Below are 15,686 nucleotides of genomic sequence, written 5' to 3' on the forward strand. Positions count from 1 at the left end.
CGGAGGTGGGCCCTTGAGCCGGCAATGATCACGTCGAACACGAGGGACGCACGGTCGGCGCGGGAGGCCGGCGGCCGGAGTGCGGGGACGTCGCGTCGAATGCTCGGTCCGATACCCGGTCGAATATTCGGCTGCGGGTGATGCCGGTCGGCCCGTAGGCTTCCGGGCGCGTGGCCGGCAGGGTGCCGTCGACAGCGGTCGGTTGTTGGATCGGAGATGCGCGGGGAATGACTTGTCAACTGTTCGCGGTCTGCTTCGATGCGAGCCGGCCGATGCATCTCGCGCGCTTCTGGTCCGGGCTCCTGGGTTGGGAGCCGGTCGACGATCCGCACGAGGGCGTTGCGCTGCTGCCCGATGACGACACCGGGTTCCGCATCCGTTTTCTGCCGACCCGGGAGCGGAAGGTCGACCGGAACCGAATGCACTTCGACCTGACGAGCACATCCCTGGAGGACCAACAGCGGACGGTGGCCAGGGCGTTGGAACTCGGCGCACGGCACATCGATGTCGGCCAACTCCCGGAGGAGGGTCATGTGGTGCTCGCCGACCCCGAAGGCAACGAGTTCTGCGTCATCGCGCCGGGCAACGAATTCCTCGCCGACTGCGGGTTCATCGGAGCGCTGGCCTGCGACGGTTCGCAGGAGGTCGGGTACTTCTGGAGCGAGGCGCTGGGCTGGCCATTGGTCTGGGATCAGGACCAGGAGACCGCGATTCGCTCGCCGCACGGCGGTCCGAAGATCACGTGGGGTGGTCCGCCGCTGATGCCGAAAACGGGCAGGGACCGGGTGCACTTCGACCTCGCTCCACCCGTCGACGGTGATCGGCGGGCGGAGGTCGAGCGTCTGCTCGCGCTCGGGGCCACTCGAATCGACAGCGGCTCGGACGAGGGCGGCCGGGTGGCCATGGCCGACCCCGACGGCAACGAGTTCCGCGTGGCGACGCCTCGCTAGCGCGGCCGGGCCCGGCGGGGCGTACGAGCGGCGGGGCGCCGAGAGTGTTGGGCGCCATGGGCGTTCGGGCGCCACGGGCGTGTCGAGGAAGTCTCGGTGGCACGTGATCGGCTCTTGCCCGACCACCGCGAGCGGGCGGCTACCGACATTCGCGTTCGGCTCCCGCGCGATGCGGCCCCGGGGACCCGCGTCCGGCCGGGCAGCACTCCCCGGACGCGGCTCCCGACCCTCCGCGGCCGCCGGACACCCCCGGGCCCGGGCAGGCGTGGTCCGACCGGGGCGCCGGAGTCGCCTCGGCTACGGCTGCGCCGGCCAGTGGTGGTCCGTGAACAGGCGGGCGACCAGTGCGCCCCGGCTGGACACCTCGGCCTTGGTGAAGATCGTCTTGAGGTGGTCACGGACCGTGTGCGGCGAGATGAACAGTGCCGTGGCGATCTCGGCGGTGGTCAGCCCGCGCGCGGTGAGTTGGGTGATCTGGACCTCCCGTGCGGTCAGGCCGTACGCCTCGGCGACCAGCACCGCCAGGTCCGCGGGCGTCGCGGGCTCGAGGACCAGGGCCACCGGGCCGGGCCTGCCGCCCGGTCCGGTGAGGCACGAGGCGTGGCAGCTCAACCAACGACCCTCGGTGGTCCGGATCCGCACCCGGGCGCTGCCGCGGTCCCGGCCGTCGGCGATGGCGCGGGCCTGGAGTGCCGTGCCGATCACCCAGATCGGCAACTCGAGCCCCAGCGGCGTGCCGAACGACGGTCCCTCCGGCAGCCGCGCGAGGTGGTGCCGCGCCTCGTCGTTGGCCGACATGGCTTCGCCGGATTCGTCGAAGAGGATCAGGCCGGGCGCCGGGGAGTCCGTGCCGCGCGCGGACGCGAACGGCCGGGCGAGCGTGCGCAGCCGCCCGGCCAGCGGACGGGACAGGTCGGCGAGCAGCGCGGTCTCCTGCGGGCGGAACGCCTCGGTGGTGCGGAACAGGCTCACCAGGCCCCACGGCCGGTCGCCGATCCGAAGCACGGCGCGCAGCTCGTCGTGCACGCCCTGGGACAGCAGCAGGCGCCGGAACCGGGCGCTGCGGGCGGGCAGATCGCCGGTGGCCGCGCGCAACCCGGCCGCCGGTACGGGGGCGCGGGCCAGCTCGCGGAACGGCAGCACGTTCTCCTCCAGCAGTTCGCTTTGCCAGTAGGCCGCGCAGCCCTCCCCGGAGCCGAGGTTCTCCACCAGCATCGGTGCGGTGATCAGGCCGGTCTCCGGGTCGGCGGCGGTCCACACGGCCGACTGGAACGGCACCAGCCGCCGCAGCCGGGCCGAGACGCGGCCGAACAACTCCAGTACGTCGGCGGCCTGTTCGGCGGCGGCCAGCACGGGTGCGTGTCGATCGGTCATGCCCGCCCCCGCCACTGATCGGCCCGCCACTCGCCCGCCCCGGCCCCGGGCACCTTCCGGTCCCTCGTCCAGCCCTCGATGCCGCACACCTTCAGGTCCCCCGTCCCGCCCCGACGCCGCACACCTTCCGGCTCCGGCCTGCCCCGCTCCCCGGCACCTTCCGGTTTCCCCCAGCCTGTCCCGTGGCCACACGGCACGGTACCCCTCGATCGAGGGGGTCGTTCCGGAGCGATCTCCCGGAAGCGGGGGATGGGACGCCACGGCAAGGAGGGACAGGGTCGGTGACATACGACCACCGGAGAGGCACATCATGGATATCGCGATCGTCGGGGGAGGCGCGGCAGCCGTCGGCCTGTTGGACGCGCTGGCCGGCACCGAGGGCAACGCCGCAGGGGGCGGGATTGGCACCATCACGGTCTTCGAGCCGTCGCCACACCTGTGGCGGGGACGACCGTACGGTCCGGACCTGGACGCGGTGTTGGTCAACGCGCCGCCGGCCCTCATGTCGGTCCGCGGCGGCGACTTCGGCCACTTCGCGGCCTGGTTGGGCGAACGCGGTGCCGAGCACATCGACCCGCTCCTCGGCCAACCGCTGGTCCCGCGCGCACTCTACGGCGAGTACCTGGTCCACACCGCGGAGAAGGCCGTGGCGGCATTGGGCGAACAGGGCCGCCCCGTGCGCGTCGTGGCCGCGCGGGTGACGGACGTCGTCGTCCGCTCCGGCCCGCGCCCCGTCCTGCGTACGGACGACGGGCAGGAGTATCCGGCCGACCGCGTGGTGCTGTGCGTGGGCGGGGGAACTTCCCCGGACCCGTACGGACTTGCCGGGCAGGGCGGCTTCACGGCGGATCCCTATCCACTCGCCGGCACGCTCGACCGCATTGCCGCCGGCGACGATGTTGCGGTCGTCGGCAGCGGCCTGACCGCCGTCGACGTCGTCGTGGCCCTCGCCGCGCACGGGTATCCGGGACGGATCACGCTCCTGTCCCGCAGCGGGGTGCTCCCGTACGTGTGGCAGCGCCCGACCGGCCGACGCCCGAACCACGTGACCGTCGAGCGGGTGGCAGCCCTGCATCGCGCCCGGGGACATCTCGCGCTCGACGACCTGGTCGGCCTGCTGCGCATGGAACTGGCGGACACGGGCGAGGACTTCGACGATCTCGCGGCCCAACTCCGCGATACCCGCACCAACGATCCGGTGCGACGGCTCCGGCGGCAACTCGCCGCGGTCGACGACCCGCGGGTGGGCCGTCGGGTGGTGCAGGAGACGGTGCACAGCGTCGGCCCGTACGCATGGCACCTGTTGCGTGAATCCGACCGCGCCTGGCTGCGGCGCCACCTCCGCACGGTCACGAGCGTCGCCTCGCCCATGGTCCCGGTGAACGCGTCCGTGCTGATGCGGCTCCTGGACTCCGGTCAGCTCACCGTCTCTTCCGGCATCGAGGCGATCGAGCCGGTGAACGGCCGGTTCCGGGTGCACACGGCCGACGGCCGGCACACCGCGCACGTCGTCGTCAACGCCGTGAACGCGTCCGCGCAGGCGATCCCGGACGCCGCCCGGCCCCTGGTGCGATCACTGACGGCCACCGGTCTGGCCACCCTCCACCCCTCGGGCGGCCTGCTCCCCGCCGACCCGCGCGTACACGTGGTCGGCGACCTGGCCGGCGGCTCGTTCATCACATCGAGCATCGCAGGCGTAGCCACACAGGCATCCCGCACCGCCGCAGCCCTGCAAACCCCCGGCCCGTCGGCCGCAGGATGAGCCACCATTGCGCCCGGCCCGGCCCGGACGACGGTTCGGGCCGGGCGCGCTGACCGTGGTCCCGAACTCACCCGCCGCGCGGGCGCGAAGGCTGTCCGGACGGGCCGTCGGGCAGCCGGGGGAAGGGCTCGGAGGCGGGTCGGGGCGGGTGAGGGGTTGACGGCCGTGTTCATCGGGTGGAAGCCTACGTGATGAAACAACGTTATATGACGTTCGTTTATTACGGTGTCGTGCCGCCGCTCCGGGCCCGGCGGAGCGCGCGCCGGCAAACCCTCTTCATCGCAAGGAGCTTCGGCCATGGCTGCAAGAAGACAGGCGCTCGCCCTGCTGATGAGTGCCTCGCTGGCCGCCACCGCGGCCTGTTCGGCGGGGACCGGCAGCGGTGCGAGGCCGTCGTCCGGTGCCTCGTTGAGCAGCACCACGCCGCCCGGCGTCGGTGCCCTCGACCGCGTGACCTGGGCGCTGCCGATGGGCGAGCCGACCACCCTGGATCCCGCCAAGGTCGGCGACTACTCACCGCAGACGGTGGTCGCGAACCTCTGCGACACGCTGCTGCGGATGGCCCCGGACTTCTCCATCGGCCCCGGTCTGGCCGAGAAGGCCACCTGGGCGGACGAGCACAACCTCGTGCTCGACCTGCGACCGGGAGTGACGTTCTGGGACGGCACGCCGCTCACCCCTCGGGACGTCGTGTACAGCCTCCAGCGCCAGACCGACCCGAAGACGCAGGGCATCTACGGGAGCGCCCTCGCCCAGGTCACCGCCATCGAGGCCACCGGCCCGCACCAGGTCACGCTGCGCACCAAGGCTCATGACGAGGGCCTGTTCAAGGCCCTGGTGACCCCCTTCGGCGCGGTCGTCCAGGAGACCTTCGCCGCGAAGGCCGGCGCCGGCTACGGCACCCCCACCGGCGGCGTCATGTGCTCCGGCCCGTTCAAGCTCGCGTCCTGGAAGTCCGGCGACAGCATCACGATCGCGCGCAACGACGCCTACTGGGACGCGCGGCTCAGGCCCAAGGCCGCCCAGGTCGTCTTCCGCTTCGTGACGAACGGCAACACGTTGACCGGCGCCCTCCTGTCCGGCGAGATCGACGGGGTGTACGAACTCCCGCCCGGCAGCGCCGCGGCGCTCGCCAAGGCGAACAACGGGAGCATCCACCTCGGTCCCGCGACGCAGAACGTGATGCTGGTCCCCGGCAATCCGCAGACACCCGCAGCCGACCGTCGCCTGCTGGATGCGCTGTCCCTGGCCGTCGACCGCAACGCGCTGATCAAGAACGCCTTCGGCGGTGACGCCACCCTGCTCAAGTCCCTCACGCCGCCGCCGACCTGGGCCGGCGACCCGGCCGCGGCGCAGTTGAACGCCGCGTACGATGCCCTTCCGGCGATCGCCGGGCCGGACCTCGACCGTGCCCGGCAACTGGTCGCCGAGGTCGGCGCGCCGAAGCGCCCGCTGGTGACCGCGATACCCGCGGGTGACCAGCGGGACCTCCAGATCGTCACCTTCCTCCAGGCCGCGGCGAAGAAGATCGGCGTCGAGATCGAGATCCGGCAGTTGCAGCCGACCGAAATGTCCTCGCTGTTCTACGAACCGTCGATCCGCAACGGCCTCGACCTCGTCGTCACCTTCGGTTACGTCGCGGCCCCCGACGCCCCCTCCTACGTCGCCGACATGGTCAACGAGGGCGCCCTGTTCAACTGGACCGACTACCGCAACCCGGAGGCGACCCGCCTCCTCGACCAGGCCCGCACCGCCGCCGACCCCTCGGCCGCCGCCGGGGCGTTCGCCCGGGCCCAGGCCGCCTACACCCCGACCCTGCCGGTGATCTACCTCGTCGCCCCGCACGAGCGGATGTTCATGAACAAGCGCATCAGCGGCGCGCCCGCGTCGTTCGCGTACATGAACATGCCCTGGGCGGCCTACCTCGGCGGCACCGCGTCATGACCCCATCCATCCCCGCACCCCTGGACGCGCACACGATGACGAACTTCGCAGACTCCGCCGAGCCCGCCGGGACGCCGGCCGCGCCGCCGGCCCGCACGGGCGCCGACGCCGACGCCCTGTGGAACCGCCCCGCGATCGACCTGGCCGCCGGGATCCGCGCCCGCGAGTTCACCGCCGTCGAGGTCGCCGAGGCGTTCCTCGGCCGGATCGAAGCGGTCAACCCGGTGGTCAACGCTCTCGTCGACATCCGCCCCGACAAGGTCCTCGCGCAGGCGCACGCGGCCGACCGCGCCGTCGCGGCCGGCGGCCCACTCGGCCCCCTGCACGGCGTCCCGACCGCCACCAAGATCAACACCTCCCAGCGCGGGTACGCCTCGTCGCACGGCATCCCCGCGTGGTCCGGCCTCGTCGCATCCGACGACGCGGCGTGTGTGGCGGCGTTGCGGGAGGCGGGCGCGGTGTTCCTGGGCCGCAGCAACAGCCCCGCGTTCGCCGTGCGTTGGTTCACCCGGAACGACCTGCACGGACGGACACTGAACCCGTGGGACCACGACCGCACCCCCGGCGGGTCCTCGGGCGGGGCCGCCGCCGCACTCGCCGCCGGGATGGTGCCGATCGCCCAGGGCAACGACATCGGCGGGTCGATCCGCTACCCGGCGTACTGCTGCGGCGCGGTGGGACTTCGTCCGACGGTCGGCCTGGTGTCCGCGTGGGAGCCGTCCGGCGAGGTCGAGTTCGACAGCCCGATGTCGTTCCAGACGATGGCCGTGCACGGCCCGATGGCCTGGACGGTCGCCGACCTGCGGGCCGCGATGGACGTCATGGCCACGCCGGACCTGCGCGATCCGGTCGGGATCCCGGCGCTCTTGCCGAGAGGCGCAGCGGCGGGTCCGGTCAGGGTCGCGGTGGTGCGCGACGTCGGCATCGCCAAGCCGCAACCGGCCGTGAACGCGGCGATCGACACGGCCGCGCGGGTGCTCGCCGAGGCCGGATACCGGGTCGAGGAGGTCGAACTGCCGTTGCTCGCCGAGGCCGCGCGCCTGTGGTCGCTGCTGCTGTTCGAGGAACTGCGCACGATGCTGCCGGAGATCGAGCGGTTCGGCGATGCGGGCGTGCGGGATTCGCTGGCATCGACGTTCCGCGCCGCCGCCGCGATCTGGGGAGAACAGCCGGACCTGGCCACCTACATCCGGGGCTACGCCCGCCGTGGCACGCTCGTCACCCGGTTGCAGGAGTACCTCGGCGGGGACCGCATCCTGCTCACGCCGGTGTCGGCGGAGCCGCCGCTGGAGCAGGACGCCGACCTGGTGGGCGACGCGCGGATGCGCGAAGTCGTGGCCGCGCAGTGGCCGTTGCAGGCCGTTCCGGTGCTGGGCTTCCCGGCGCTCGCGGTCCCGACCGGCGTCGCCGATGGGCTGCCCTCGGGCGTGCAGCTGATCGGTGGGCGCTTCCGCGAGGACCTGCTGCTCGACGCCGCGGCCGCGATCGAGGCCCGAACGCCGCGGGTGCGTCCGGCGATCCTGCCCGCCTGAGGCGGCAATCGTACGCCCGGTGGGGCGGGGTCGAACCGTCCCACCGGGCCCATCGGCCCGCGCGGGCCGGTCGCCCGGACGCGCCCCGGCGGCCCGCGGCCGTTGGGCCGCCGCGGCCTTCCGGCCGCCGGACGGGCCGCCCGCCCGACGCCGGGCGGTCCCGCCCACCACCCGCCTACTGCGCCGGACCCCCCGCGAGTGCGGTCCGGGCCCGGTTGAGGTAGTCGCGGAACGCCCGGCGCTCGGCCTCCGAGAGACCGTCGAGCATGCGCTCCTCCAGTGCGCCGACCTCGTCCCGGGTCTGCGCCAGGAGCGCCTGCCCGGCCGAGGTGAGGGCGATGAGCAGGCGGCGCCGGTGCGCGGGGTCGTGGCGGCGGGCGATCAGGCCGCGCTTCTCCAGGGCCGTGACCAGATCCCGCATCGCCTGCGGGGTCACGAACGAGTTGCGTGCGAGCTCGGCGCTGGTCAGGCCGTCGCGCCGGTCGAGCACGGTGAGCGCGGTGTATTGCAGGGCGGTGATGCCCGCCGGGCGCAGCAGTTCGTCCAGGTGCGCGCGTACCGCGAGTTCGACCTGCTTGACCGCGTACAGCAACAACGGAGCGGCCTCGCCCGGTGCGTCGTCCCCCGTGGCCCGCGCCGCCATACGCCCCACTCCTCGCTCCTCGTTCCGTGCTCCCGCCGTGTGCGCCCCGAGTCTCGCATGCCGGGACGCGCGTCCCGCGCCGGTGACCATTGCACGGAATCTTGATATAAGGATTCCTGTCATTGCCTCGACGTGGAGGACCCATCCATGAACACCACAGCCGAGGGCACCCGCGCCAACTTCGGTCTCGGCACGTGGCCCGCCCGCCGCGCCCGGATCTCCCCGGAACGCACGGCACTCGTCGAGGCCGGCCGCACCCTCACGTACGCCGCCCTCGCCGACCGCACGGCACGGCTGGCGGGACACCTGGCCGAGCGCGGGGTGCGCCCCGGGGACCGCGTGGCCTACCTCGGCGTCAACGCCGCGAGCACGTTCGAGACGTTCTTCGCGACGTGGCTGCTCGGCGCCATCGCCGTCCCGCTGAACTTCCGGCTCTCCGGCGCGGAAATCCGCTACATGCTGGCGGATTCGGGGGCGGCCGTGCTCGTACACAGCCCGGACGCCGACGCACTCCTGGCCGCCGCGGCGCCGCTGCCCGACACACTGCGCATCCTCATCCCGGCAGAACCGGCAGGGCCGGCAGGGCCGGCGGGACCGGCAGCCCCTGCACGATCGGCACACCCGGCAGCCCCCGCAGGACCAACAGACCCGGCACGACCGGCCGACCCGACCGACTCCGCAGACCCGGCCGATCCCGACCCCGCCCGCCCGGCCGGCCTGGCCGCCGCGATCGCCGCCGGACCCCCGCTCGACACACCGCCCGCCGTCGACCTCGACGACCCGGCCGTCCTGCTCTACACCTCCGGCACGACCGGCCGGCCCAAGGCCGCCGTGCTCAGCCACGCCAACCTGACCTGGAACACGGTCAACCAGCTCGCGCACCTCGACATCGGCCAGGACGAACGCACCCTGTGCATCTCGCCGCTGTTCCACGCCACCGGGCTCGGCCAGGTCACCCTGCCGACGTTCTTCAAGGGCGGCAGCGTGGAACCGGTCCCCTGGTTCGACGCGGGAGCGATCCTCGACCGCATCGAGCAGGCCCGGATCACCGCCTTCTCCGCGGTGCCCACGATGCTGCGCATGATGTGCGAACACCCGCGGTGGGCGGACGTCGACCTGGGATCACTGACCGGCGTCGTCTACGGCGGCTCGCCCGTCCAGGAGCGCGTCGCCCGCGCGTGGCTCGACCGCGGCGTGCGCCTCCACCAGGGCTACGGCATGACCGAGGCCGCGCCGGGCGTGTACATGGCGCCCGCCTCCGGCGCCGCCGAGCGCCCCGTGTCGGTCGGCGTCCCACACTTCTTCACCGACGTCGCCATGCTCCGCGCCGACCGCCCCACCACCGTCGCCGGCCCGCCCGGCGAGTTGCTCGTCCGCGGCCCGCACGTCTTCTCCGGCTACTGGAACCGGCCCGCCGACTCCGCCGACGCCTTCGTCGACGGATGGTTTCGCACCGGTGACCTGCTCAGCGTCGACTCCGACGGCTGGGCATCGGTCACCGACCGGGTCAAGGACCTGATCATCTCCGGCGGCGAGAACGTGTACCCCGCCGAGGTCGAAGCCGTGCTGCTCCGGCTCGACGCGGTCGCCCACGCCGCCGTCGTCGGCGTCCCCGACGCCCGTTGGGGCGAGGTCGGCGCCGCCTACATCCAACCGCGCGAGGGCATCGCCCTCGACGAGTCCGGCGTGCGCTCCCACCTGGAGGCACACCTGGCCCGCTTCAAGATCCCCAAGTACGTCGTCTTCGTGACCGCACTCCCCGCCAACGCCACCGGCAAGATCCGCCGCGTCGAGCTGCGCGCCCGAGCGGCCACGGAATTCGCCGACGTGGAAGGAACCTCCGCATGACCCGCCCCGCCGTCCACACCGTCCCGGCCCCCGAGGGCCCGCCGACCGCGACCACGGCCACATCCGCCGCGACGCCCCTCCCCCCGCCGCCCGCGCTGCCGTCGTCCCTGCACGTCGAGCGGCACGGCCCCGTCGCGGTCCTGCGCCTGGCCCGCCCGGCCAAGCGCAACGCCCTCGACGACGCGACGGTCCTGGGCCTGGAAGCGTTCTTCGCGGCGCCCCCGCCGGACGTGCGCGCCGTCGTCCTTGACGCCGAGGGCGAGCACTTCTGCGCCGGACTGGACCTGTCCGAACTCACCGAGAGCGACACGCTCGCCGGACTGCGGCACTCGCGCATGTGGCACCGTGCCTTCGAGCGCATCGAACGCGGCGACGTGCCCGTCGTGGCGGTCCTCAAGGGCGCCGTCGTCGGCGGCGGTCTCGAACTGGCGTGCGCCGCGCACATCCGGGTCGCCGAACCGAGCACCTTCTACGCACTGCCCGAAGGACAACGCGGCCTGTTCGTCGGCGGCGGCGCGTCGGTGCGCGTGCCACGGCTGATCGGCGTGCACCGCATGACCGACATGATGCTCACCAGCCGCGTCGTCGACGCCGCCGACGGCCAGGCCCTCGGCCTGTCGCAATACCTGACCGGCGCCGGCGAGGGCCTCGGCCACGCCCTCGAACTCGCCCGACGCATCGCCGACAACGCGGCCATCACCAACTTCGCCGTCCTCCAGGCCCTGCCGCGGATCGCGGAGGCCGGGCCCGACGAGGGCTACCTGCTCGAATCGCTCATGGCGGCCGTCGCCTCCGGCAGCGACGAGGCCAAGACCCGCATGCGCGCCTTCCTCGCCGGCCGCGCCGGAAAGGTCGGCCGCTCGTGACCACCCCCACAACCCCCGGCACCGCCGTACACCACGCGCCCGAATTGTTGCGCGCACCCGCCGCCGACGTGCTCGACACCACCGAACTGGGCCGCTTCGTGCGCCACGTCGAGGCCGCCCGGGGCGAGTCCTTCGCCGACTACCGCGAGCTGCACCGATGGTCGATCACCCGGCCCGAGGAATTCTGGACCTCCGTCCGGGACTTCTACCGGGTCCGGTTCGCCACCCCCGAACACGCCGTGCTCCCCGACCACGGCATGCCCGGCGCCCGCTGGTTCCCGGGCGCCACCCTCAACTACGCCCGGCACGCCCTGCACGGCGCCGGCGCCGACGACTCGACGCCCGCGCTCATCGCGTACTCGCAGACCCGCGACCGCGTCGAGCTGAGCCGGGCCGAGCTGCGCGACCGGGTGGGCCGCGCCCGCGCCGGACTGCGCCGCCTGGGCGTCGGCCGGGGCGACCGGGTCGCGGCCTACCTGCCCAACATCCCCGAGACCGTCGTCGCGTTCCTCGCCACCGCGAGCCTGGGCGCCGTATGGGCAAGCTGCGCACCGGAGTTCGGCGCGCGCAGCGTGGTCGACCGGTTCGCCCAGATCGAACCGACGGTGCTGCTCACGGTGCCCGGCTACCGGTACGGCGACAAGCACGTCGATCGCCGCGCCACCGTCGCGGAGATCCGCGCCGCACTGCCGACGCTGCGCACGGTGGTCTGCGTCCCGTACGGCTCCGGCACCGTGCCCGACACCCTCGGGTGGGACGAACTGCTCGCCGAGCCCGGCAGCGCGGACACCGACCCCGTGCCGTTCGACCATCCGCTGTACGTACTCTTCTCGTCCGGCACCACCGGCCGCCCCAAGGCGATCGTGCACGGGCACGGCGGCATCCTGCTCGAACACCTCAAGAACCACGCGCTGAGCTGGGATCTGACCCCGGGCGACCGCATGGTGTGGTTCACCACCACCGCGTGGATGATGTGGAACGCGCTGGTGTCCGGCCTGCTCGTCGGCGCGTGCCCGGTGCTGCTCGACGGGAATCCGTTGTACCCCGACCTCGACGCGCAATGGCGCATCGCCGCCGAGACCGAGGCGACGCTGCTGGGGGCCAGCCCCGGCTACCTCATGGCCTGCCGCCGTGCCGGGCTGAACCCTGGCCGCGCGCACGACCTCGCCGCGCTGCGCCAGATCGGCGCCGCCGGGAGCCCGTTGCCGCCGGAGGGCTACCGCTGGGTCCACGAGCAGTTCGGCGACCGAGTGCTGCTCAACGTCGGCAGCGGCGGCACGGACGTGTGCGGCGGCATCGTTCAGGGCGGTCCGTGGCAGCCGGTGCGGGCCGGCGAGATCTCCGGACCGGCGCTCGGGGTCGCCGCGGCCGCGTTCGACGCCGACGGCAGGGAGGTCGTCGGCGAACTCGGCGAACTCGTCATCACCGTCCCCATGCCGTCGATGCCCGTCGGCTTCTGGGGCGACACCGACGGCTCCCACTACCGCACGGCCTACTTCGACACCTACCCGGGCGTGTGGCGGCACGGGGACTGGGCGCGCTTCGCCGAGACCGGGAGCTGCGTGATCGCCGGGCGCTCGGACGCCACGCTCAACCGCGGCGGCGTGCGGCTGGGCACCGCCGAGTTCTACCGGGTCGTCGAGGAGATCCCGGAGGTCGCGGACAGCCTCGTCGTGCACCTGGAGGACCCGGCGGGCGGCAACGGGGAGTTGCTGCTGTTCGTCGTCCCCGCCTCGGGTGAGGGACTCGGCGCGGAACTGCACGAGCGCATCGTCCGGGAACTGCGCGGCGCGCTCTCGCCGCGACACGTTCCCGACGCCGTCATCGCCGTCGCGGCCGTGCCGCGCAACCGCACCGGCAAGAAGCTCGAACTGCCGGTCAAGCGCATCCTGCTGGGCGCGGATGTCGCCGACGTCCTCGGGCCGGACACCCTCGCCGACCCGAGCGCGCTCGACGCCTTCCTCGCCCTCGCCGCAGAACGGAGAAACCCATGAGCACGGGCACCGGCCACGAGTCGAGCGCCGCCGCCGGCACCGCGACGGAGTACGCCGGCATCGCCCGCGTCGCGATCGTCGGCACCGGCGTGATCGGGGCGAGCTGGGCCGCGCACTTCCTGGCCCGGGGGCTGGACGTGGTCGCCGCCGACCCGGCCCCGGGTGCCGAGGAGCGGCTGCGCGCCGACGTCGCCGCGCTCCGGCCGACCCCGGCCGGTACCGACTCGGCGCACGCCGCCTGGCCCGACCGGTTGACGTTCACCGCGGATGCCGCCGAGGCCGCCGCCGCGGCCGACTTCGTCCAGGAGAACGGCCCCGAACGCGAGGACGTCAAGCGTGCGCTGTTCGCCCGCCTCGACGCGGCGGCGCGTCCGGGGGTCGTCCTGGCCAGCAGTTCGTCCGGCATGGCGGCCACGGTGATCGCCCGCGACTGCACCGCCCACCCCGAACGCGTGCTCGTGGGCCACCCGTTCAACCCGCCGCACCTGATCCCGCTCGTCGAGGTCGTGCCCGGGGAGCTCACCGCCGAGCACGCGGTCGGCACCGCGCTCGCGTTCTACACGGCGGTCGGCAAGAAGCCGATCCGGGTCCGCCGCGAGTTGCCCGGCCACCTGGCCAACCGGCTCCAGGCCGCGCTGTGGCGGGAGGCGTACTCGCTGGTCGATCGGGGTGTGGCGACGGTGGCCGACATCGACACCGCGATCGCGTACGGCCCCGGCCTGCGCTGGGCGATCCTGGGACCGTTCGCCAACCAGCATCTGTCCGGCGGGGCGGGCGGCATCGCCCACGTCCTGGCCCACCTCGGGCCGCCGACCGAGGCGTGGTGGCGCGACCTCGGCGACCCGTCGCTCACCCCCGAATTGACCGCCAAGCTCGTGGCCGGCGTGGACGAGGCGCTCGCCGGGATCGACCACACCGCGCTCGCCGCCCGCCGCGACGCGCTGCTGCACGTGCTGCTCGCCGCGAAGGCCGACGCCGACCTGCCCTGACTCCGGCCGAAATCGGCCGCGTCCGGTGCCACCGGCGCACCCCGTCACCAGTCCCATCCGCCTCCGCATCCCAGGGAACCGCCATGGACCCGACCACCATCGACGCCATCGACATGCACGTGCACGTCGAACAGGACGGCCACGGCTGCTTCGCTCTCGACCGCGAACTGCTCGACGCCTCCGCCGCCTACTTCAAGGCCGACCAGGACCGCACCCCGACCCTGGAACGCATCGCCGCGCACTACCGCGCCCGCCGCACCGCCGCGGTCGTCTTCACCGTCGACGCGAGTGCCGCGACCGGCCACCCGGCGCTGTCCAGCGAGGAGATCGCCGACGCCGCCGCGGCGCATGCCGACATCCTCGTCCCGTTCGGCTCGGTCGACCCGCACGGCGGCCGGGCCGCCGTCGCCCGCGCCCGCCGCCTGATCACGCAACACGGCGTCCGCGGCTTCAAGTTCCACCCCAGCCTCCAGGGGTTCGACCCGAACGACACACGCTTCTACCCGCTGTACGAGGCACTCGCCGAGGCCGGCGTGCCCGCGCTCTTCCACACCGGGCAGACCGGCATCGGCGCGGGTCTGCCGGGCGGGCGCGGCATCAAGTTGCGGCATTCGAACCCGATGTTGATCGACGACGTCGCGGCGGACTTCCCGGAGTTGACGATCATCCTCGCCCATCCGTCGGTGCCGTGGCAGGACGAGGCGATCTCGATCGCGACGCACAAGGCCAACGTGTACATCGACCTGTCCGGCTGGTCGCCGAAGTACTTTCCGCCCCAACTGGTGCGGGCCGCGAACTCGATGTTGCGGCACAAGGTGCTGTTCGGCTCCGACTATCCGGTCATCACGCCCGAACGCTGGCTCGCCGACTTCGCGCGACTGGACATCAAGGACGAGGTACGGCCGCTGATCCTCAAGGAGAACGCGGTCCGCGTCCTCGGCCTGGGCCCCGACGCCGACGCCGACGCCGACGCCGACGACACGAACGCCCGCCGCGCCTAGGTGTATTCACTCGCGGCGAGCCGTCGACCGGCGCAGGCCCCGCGGGATCCGCAGTGCCCCGCCCCGTGCGCGCCGCGCGTACGGGGTCGGCGCGTTTCCGGGGTGCTAGGCCGTGTCGGCGGGCCTGCGCGTGAGCATGTCCACGATCGCGTTCGCGACCCGCGCCACGCGCTCGGGCGTCCACGGTTCAGGGTCCTCGACGGTGGAGATGAAGTAGCCGCGCACCAGCAGGAAGAGCAGATCGGCGGCGAGTTCGGGGTCGGCGACGCCCGCGGCGGTGACCGCGTCGACGAGTTCTCGGCGAGTGGCCGCGGGTTCGCGGGTCTGCGCGGCGTCCGCGGATTCGGCGCCGCTCTGCACGGACGACAACATCTCCACCCACAGGCGGCGCAGTTGCAGGTCGTCCGGGTCGGTCGTGAGGTTCCAGGCGACGGTCGCGTGCAGTCGTTCGCGGCCGTCGAGGCCGTCGACGTACTCCTCCAGTTCGCCGTTCCAGCGGGACTCGGCCGCCGCGACGGCGTTGGTGATCAGGGCGATCCGGGTGGGCACGTAATTGGTGACCATCGCGGTGGAGCCGCCGAGTTCCCTGGCGACCGCGCGGATCGTCACCGCGCGGGCCCCGTCCCGCGCGGCGACGGTGAGCGTCGCCTTGGCGATGGCCTTGCGGCGCTGGACTTCGTCGACGTCGATCGGCATGAGGGCAACCTAGCTCAGTGGGGGCTTGACGTTGAACTTCGCGTAATGCAACGCTGTTATATCACAGTGTTTTCCACGTGTTCTCGC

12 protein-coding genes are annotated in these 15,686 nt (G+C 73.1%); 9 read left to right on the plus strand and 3 right to left on the minus strand.

Going from position 1 to position 15,686, the window contains the following annotated elements; genetic code table 11:
• Nucleotides 1–227: 227 nt before the first annotated feature.
• Nucleotides 228–950, plus strand: coding sequence for a VOC family protein (locus ACZOOI_RS32410; protein WP_465283120.1), 723 nt, complete (start codon nt 228–230; stop codon nt 948–950).
• A 297-nt stretch (nt 951–1,247) separates the two neighbouring features.
• Here ACZOOI_RS32410 and ACZOOI_RS32415 read toward each other — a convergent pair whose 3' ends face one another.
• Nucleotides 1,248–2,324: a LuxR C-terminal-related transcriptional regulator gene (locus ACZOOI_RS32415; protein WP_465283121.1), complete on the minus strand. Its 1,077-nt coding sequence runs from the start codon at nt 2,322–2,324 to the stop codon at nt 1,248–1,250.
• Nucleotides 2,325–2,634: 310 nt separating this feature from the next.
• On the opposite strand from ACZOOI_RS32415, the gene ACZOOI_RS32420 reads away from it, so the two are divergent.
• The 3 genes from ACZOOI_RS32420 to ACZOOI_RS32430 all read left to right on the plus strand — a co-directional run bounded on the left by ACZOOI_RS32420 (nt 2,635) and on the right by ACZOOI_RS32430 (nt 7,562).
• Nucleotides 2,635–4,086: an FAD/NAD(P)-binding protein gene (locus ACZOOI_RS32420; protein ID WP_465283122.1), complete on the plus strand. Its 1,452-nt coding sequence runs from the start codon at nt 2,635–2,637 to the stop codon at nt 4,084–4,086.
• A 297-nt stretch (nt 4,087–4,383) separates the two neighbouring features.
• A complete protein-coding gene (locus ACZOOI_RS32425) occupies nt 4,384–6,030 on the plus strand; it encodes an ABC transporter substrate-binding protein (RefSeq protein ID WP_465283123.1) in 1,647 nt (548 codons plus the stop codon).
• On the plus strand, nt 6,027–7,562 hold the full coding sequence (locus tag ACZOOI_RS32430) for an amidase (protein ID WP_465283124.1): 1,536 nt from the start codon (nt 6,027–6,029) through the stop codon (nt 7,560–7,562). The genes ACZOOI_RS32425 and ACZOOI_RS32430 overlap by 4 nt, the downstream gene beginning before the upstream one ends.
• A gap of 175 nt (nt 7,563–7,737) precedes the next feature.
• Here ACZOOI_RS32430 and ACZOOI_RS32435 read toward each other — a convergent pair whose 3' ends face one another.
• Nucleotides 7,738–8,205, minus strand: a complete 468-nt coding sequence (locus ACZOOI_RS32435; protein ID WP_465283125.1) for a MarR family winged helix-turn-helix transcriptional regulator — start codon at nt 8,203–8,205, stop codon at nt 7,738–7,740.
• A gap of 147 nt (nt 8,206–8,352) precedes the next feature.
• On the opposite strand from ACZOOI_RS32435, the gene ACZOOI_RS32440 reads away from it, so the two are divergent.
• The 5 genes from ACZOOI_RS32440 (at nt 8,353) to couO (ending at nt 14,903) form a co-directional block, all read left to right on the plus strand.
• Nucleotides 8,353–10,053 carry an acyl-CoA synthetase gene (locus ACZOOI_RS32440; protein WP_465283126.1) on the plus strand — a complete coding sequence of 567 codons (1,701 nt, stop codon included), beginning with the start codon at nt 8,353–8,355 and terminating at the stop codon, nt 10,051–10,053.
• Nucleotides 10,050–10,919 carry a crotonase/enoyl-CoA hydratase family protein gene (locus tag ACZOOI_RS32445; protein WP_465283127.1) on the plus strand — a complete coding sequence of 290 codons (870 nt, stop codon included), beginning with the start codon at nt 10,050–10,052 and terminating at the stop codon, nt 10,917–10,919. Before ACZOOI_RS32440 ends, ACZOOI_RS32445 begins: the two co-directional genes overlap by 4 nt.
• Entirely contained in the window at nt 10,916–12,913 is a 1,998-nt protein-coding gene (locus ACZOOI_RS32450; protein WP_465283128.1) for an acetoacetate--CoA ligase, read from the plus strand. Before ACZOOI_RS32445 ends, ACZOOI_RS32450 begins: the two co-directional genes overlap by 4 nt.
• Nucleotides 12,910–13,902: a 3-hydroxyacyl-CoA dehydrogenase NAD-binding domain-containing protein gene (locus ACZOOI_RS32455; RefSeq protein WP_465283129.1), complete on the plus strand. Its 993-nt coding sequence runs from the start codon at nt 12,910–12,912 to the stop codon at nt 13,900–13,902. Before ACZOOI_RS32450 ends, ACZOOI_RS32455 begins: the two co-directional genes overlap by 4 nt.
• A gap of 83 nt (nt 13,903–13,985) precedes the next feature.
• The gene (gene couO, locus ACZOOI_RS32460) at nt 13,986–14,903 is read left to right on the plus strand and encodes a 4-hydroxyphenyl-beta-ketoacyl-CoA hydrolase (protein ID WP_465283130.1); all 918 of its coding nucleotides are present in this window, start codon (nt 13,986–13,988) and stop codon (nt 14,901–14,903) included.
• Between the two features lie 105 nt (nt 14,904–15,008).
• Here couO and ACZOOI_RS32465 read toward each other — a convergent pair whose 3' ends face one another.
• Nucleotides 15,009–15,599: a TetR/AcrR family transcriptional regulator gene (locus ACZOOI_RS32465; protein ID WP_465283131.1), complete on the minus strand. Its 591-nt coding sequence runs from the start codon at nt 15,597–15,599 to the stop codon at nt 15,009–15,011.
• Nucleotides 15,600–15,686 lie beyond the last annotated feature (87 nt).

This window comes from Embleya sp. L77, from assembly GCF_055557415.1.

Bases quoted from the DNA above. Each gene is read 5' to 3' on its own strand.
- ACZOOI_RS32410 (WP_465283120.1), top strand. From the start codon at position 228: ATGACTTGTCAACTGTTCGCGGTCTGCTTCGATGCGAGCCGGCCGATG.
- ACZOOI_RS32415 (WP_465283121.1), bottom strand. From the start codon at position 2,324: ATGACCGATCGACACGCACCCGTGCTGGCCGCCGCCGAACAGGCCGCC.
- ACZOOI_RS32420 (WP_465283122.1), top strand. From the start codon at position 2,635: ATGGATATCGCGATCGTCGGGGGAGGCGCGGCAGCCGTCGGCCTGTTG.
- ACZOOI_RS32425 (WP_465283123.1), top strand. From the start codon at position 4,384: ATGGCTGCAAGAAGACAGGCGCTCGCCCTGCTGATGAGTGCCTCGCTG.
- ACZOOI_RS32430 (WP_465283124.1), top strand. From the start codon at position 6,027: ATGACCCCATCCATCCCCGCACCCCTGGACGCGCACACGATGACGAAC.
- ACZOOI_RS32435 (WP_465283125.1), bottom strand. From the start codon at position 8,205: ATGGCGGCGCGGGCCACGGGGGACGACGCACCGGGCGAGGCCGCTCCG.
- ACZOOI_RS32440 (WP_465283126.1), top strand. From the start codon at position 8,353: ATGAACACCACAGCCGAGGGCACCCGCGCCAACTTCGGTCTCGGCACG.
- ACZOOI_RS32445 (WP_465283127.1), top strand. From the start codon at position 10,050: ATGACCCGCCCCGCCGTCCACACCGTCCCGGCCCCCGAGGGCCCGCCG.
- ACZOOI_RS32455 (WP_465283129.1), top strand. From the start codon at position 12,910: ATGAGCACGGGCACCGGCCACGAGTCGAGCGCCGCCGCCGGCACCGCG.
- couO (WP_465283130.1), top strand. From the start codon at position 13,986: ATGGACCCGACCACCATCGACGCCATCGACATGCACGTGCACGTCGAA.
- ACZOOI_RS32465 (WP_465283131.1), bottom strand. From the start codon at position 15,599: ATGCCGATCGACGTCGACGAAGTCCAGCGCCGCAAGGCCATCGCCAAG.